Raw genomic sequence first — 4,151 nt, 5'->3', positions numbered from 1 at the left:
TTCCCATTGTTTGATAAGCTCTAATCCTTCTTTCGATATCTTTCTCATCTGACGCTCCATAAAAAAAGCCCCACAAAAGTGAGGCGGCATAAAAATGTTTTCTTATGATCTCTATTGGCTATGCTCTTTGATCAGCTGCTCGACTTCTTCAACACGAAAGCCAAGTTGAAAGAGCGGCGCATAGTCGCTTTCCTGTAATTCATACTGACAACGCTTTTCTACAAAATCACCATTTAAATCAAACGGCATGGTTGTTGTTAGACAAACCTTATGCGTGTCATCTTCAATCCCCTCTTCTCCCTCTCCAAGCTCTTTAACAAAAACCCAATAAAAACGTGTTGCTAAAAGATTCCCTAGCCTTCTTACTGTTTCAACTTTGTCAAAAGAAAGCATGTTCAGATAATCTTCTTTGCTATTTAAATGTTCTGGATAATCTATCATCTCTCCCTCCTAAACAAAATGACGCGTATGGCTACATCCACGCGCCGCAACTTGTTCATTTCCACCATTGACGATCATGGTGGCTCGAGTAAAACGCCCATTATCCGTTGTATTACTCCAGCTACCACCCCCTAACAATGCTCTCATTTCAAACGTATTTTGCGTACGGCTTATGGGTATAGGAAACGTGCCCGATAAAAATTGCCAAACATAACCGCAACCATCCTCACAACCGATATGCGAGATCATTCGACGATTCGCCGTATCCTTATATCCACCTGAAACCTTAGAGGTTGGTTCTTTCTTGCCAACAATATGTGTCTTTTCATTGCTTCCATACATAGCAGAAGCAAACGCTTCATCACTCAGTAAAGATTTTTTAACACGCGTCATATCTGTTACATGTTCGGTATAATTACGGTTTGTTGTTATATTGGTACGATACATTGATTTCGTATTTTCACCCGTCCCTGATTGAAGATAAATATCAACCCAAAGATCTGTAGAGGGGTCATAAACCATACCTTCTGGTGAACTATGCGGACGGTGATTGAGACACCAAACTGAATTGGGTAAAATATCCCCTGCTCTATAACCAGACAATGGATGACCGGAAATCGTACCAACATCCGCACAAAGCGTATGAAACCCTCCTATCTTTCGCGAATTACTCACTGTGTAATTCCTTGGATACGTAGAGTTTTCTGATAAAACAAATTTATGAGACTGTCTTCCATCAGAAACCAAATAAACATAATAATCCTTCCCCGCCGAAATAGAAGAAACGTTTATTATTGTATCTTCCGTATAACTTGCAACCAAAGTATCATTGCCTAATGCCAAGGTTATACGCGTTCCTTTCTTCAATGTGAGTTGTTTTTTCCCTGTTGCAATAAGAAACGGCGTGGAAATTGAAAGAACCGTTAAATTGGACTGTTTCAGTAAATTGTTTACCTCTTCCGCTAGCGCTTTTGCCTGTGAAGCTACTGTATGAGCTGTTGTCGCTGTTTCCAGAGAACTCTTGATACCACTAAGCTCTTTCTTCATTGTATCGGCGGTTGTTTTGGCTTCTTCTGCTGTCCTTTTCGCTCTATCGGCTACTTCCTTGGCTTTTTCGGCTTCGCTCTTGGCTTGATAGGCTTGTGAATCTGCCGACTCGGCTTTTTTCTTGGCTTCGTCTGAGTACATCCGCGCTAAACTTACGGGGGCTTTAAAATTCTCAACCACTTGATTGATATCGATAACCCTACTCCTCGCAGACGAGGCTATTTTCTCTGCATTTTCTGCCTGATTGCGCGCTTGCGTCGCATCATGTCTTGCATAACCAGCAGACTCCTTGGCTTCCTTGGCTATTTTTTGTGCTTCTTCTGCGGCTGCTTCTAAAGACGCGGCTTTCTTACCCGCTGTTTCAGCTGCCTTTTGCGCCTCTCCTGCTATATATTTTGCATTACTCGCTATTTCCTTGGCTTTTTCTACTTCATTCTTGGCTTCATACGCTCGGTCATCGGCTTTCTCTGCTATTTTCTTGGCTTCTTCACCTGCCATTTCTGCTAATCTTGCTATAGTCTTAGCGTTATTGGCTGCTTCATTCGCGTCGTAAGCTTTACTCCACGCTTCATTCGCTGTGCTTTTTACTTTTTCCACCTCACTACGCGCTTGCTCCGCATCATGGTTAGCATAACCTGCTGTCTGTTTGGCTTCTTTAGCTATTTTTTGTGCTTCTTCTGCGGCTGCTTCTAAAGACGCGGCTTTTTTACCCGCTGTTTCAGCTGCCTTTTGCGCCTCTCCTGCTGCATATTTTGCACTATTGGCTATTTCCTTGGCTTTTCCGGCTTCATCTTTTGCTTCATACGCGTAGTTATTGGCTTTCTCCGCTATTTTCTTGGCTTCTTCGCCTGCCGTTTCTGCTAAACTTGCTGTAAGCTTAGCACTATCTGCTGTTTCATTCGCTTTGTGGGCTTTATTCCACGCTGCATTCGCTGTGCTTTTTGCATTTTCCACCTCACTACGCGCTTGCTCCGCATCATGTTTGGCATAACCTGCTGTCTGTTTGGCTTCTTGTGCTATTTTTTCAGCTTCATCCGCTTTACGCTTCGCCTCTTGTGCTATGCCCTTCACCGCTTCCCCACTCACCTGCCCTGCCGTCTCTCCTGAACGCACCGCAGACTCTGCTACCGCTTTCGCTTCCAAAGCTATTCTAGAGGCTTCTGTTGTGCTCTGTTGGGCTTGCTCCGCTTTCGCTATTGCACTATCTGCTGCACTCTTGGCTTCTTCTGCTGTGCTCTTCGCTGCATTCGCAACTGTCTCTACACTTTCGGCTTTAGCTTTTGCATCAGCGGCTGTCTGCTGTGAACTTACTGCTGTGCTATGAGCTGTTTCCGCTAAACTCTTAGCTTCACTCGACTTCGTTAACGCTTCTAAAGCTTTTTGCCCGATCTCATCACCAGCCTGTTTAGCTGTGGTAGCGGTCGATAATGCCGTTTCTGCAATACCTTTCACTTCTTCAGAAATATTCTTGACATCATTGACTAAGGTAAGCGCTGTAGATGCTTTATNAGAAATATTCTTGACATCATTGACTAAGGTAAGCGCTGTAGATGCTTTATCCTTCGCTGCATTCGCTTCTGTAAGCGCATTGGTAGAGGCATTTTGGGCTTCTGTTGCAAGTTGTTTGGCTTCTTCTGAGAGTGTCTTAGATGACTCTGCTATCTGTTTGGATTCTCTTGACTCCGTTAATGCCTTCTCTACTGCCGTTTGTACTTGAGACGCTGTTTTTGTGAGTTCTGTAACAGAAGATGTCGCACCTTCTGATAACTCTTTTGANCTTTATCCTTCGCTGCATTCGCTTCTGTAAGCGCATTGGTAGAGGCATTTTGGGCTTCTGTTGCAAGTTGTTTGGCTTCTTCTGAGAATGTCTTAGATGACTCTGCTATCTGTTTGGCTTCTCTTGACTCCGTTAATGCCTTCTCTACTGCCGTTTGTACTTGAGACGCTGTTTTTGTAAGTTCTCTAACAGAAGATGTCGCACCTTCTGATAACTCTTTTGATTGTTCTGCAATATCCTTGGCATCATCGGCTGCCTGTTTGGCTCCATCTGCCTTTAGACTTGCTTGCATGGCTACAGTCTTAACTTCATGACACGTTGCTACCGCCGTCGCTGCTACTTGCGTCGTCTCTGTTGCTGTTTGTGAAGCTTCTCTTGCTGTTTGTTCTGCACGCGTTGCAATGGTCTTCGATTCATCGGCTAACCTCTTGGCTTCGGTCGATAAATTAACAGCATTCTCACTGCTCTGTTTGACCTCTTCAAAACGTTGTAATGCCGTAGAAAGGGAACCTTTCGTACTATTGATTTCCCCTGAGGCTCTATCGACTGCTGCTTTTGTCTCTTCTGCCATGCGCTTCGCTGCATCAGAAGTATTCTTGGCTTCTTCTGCTAAGCCATTGGCTGTATCCGCTGTCTCTTTCGCAAGGCTAGCCGTTGTCGTCGCTGCTTTAGCTTCTTCCTTCGCTTCATGAGACGTCGTAAGCGCTGTTGTCGCTGTTTGAACTGTTTTCGTCACTTCGCTAAGCGCTTGTTCCGAAACCCTCTTCGATTCTTCTGCAACCTGTTGCGCACCATTCGCACGCGACATGGCTTTTTCTGCTTCTTGACGTGCATTAACAACCTGCTCTAACGGCGCAAAGGTTTCATACGAATACAAAGATGCCGT

General features: G+C 44.5%; 3 protein-coding genes. 1 reads left to right on the top strand and 2 read right to left on the bottom strand.

Annotated features, from left to right (window positions below; translation table 11 throughout):
* Positions 1–111: 111 nt before the first annotated feature.
* Positions 112–441: a hypothetical protein gene (locus tag ACFIMS_RS08180; protein WP_375683532.1), complete on the bottom strand. Its 330-nt coding sequence runs from the start codon at positions 439–441 to the stop codon at positions 112–114.
* A gap of 9 nt (positions 442–450) precedes the next feature.
* Entirely contained in the window at positions 451–2,940 is a 2,490-nt protein-coding gene (locus tag ACFIMS_RS08175; protein ID WP_375696605.1) for a hypothetical protein, read from the bottom strand.
* Positions 2,941–3,007: 67 nt separating this feature from the next.
* On the opposite strand from ACFIMS_RS08175, the gene ACFIMS_RS08170 reads away from it, so the two are divergent.
* Positions 3,008–3,205, top strand: a complete 198-nt coding sequence (locus tag ACFIMS_RS08170; RefSeq protein WP_375696604.1) for a hypothetical protein — start codon at positions 3,008–3,010, stop codon at positions 3,203–3,205.
* Positions 3,206–4,151 lie beyond the last annotated feature (946 nt).

The organism is Bartonella sp. AP331QHHD, from assembly GCF_042195905.1.
Classification (GTDB): domain Bacteria; phylum Pseudomonadota; class Alphaproteobacteria; order Rhizobiales; family Rhizobiaceae; genus Bartonella.
This window is presented reverse-complemented; position numbering and strand designations above follow the sequence as displayed.

Bases quoted from the DNA above. Each gene is read 5' to 3' on its own strand.
- ACFIMS_RS08180 (WP_375683532.1), bottom strand. From the start codon at position 441: ATGATAGATTATCCAGAACATTTAAATAGCAAAGAAGATTATCTGAAC.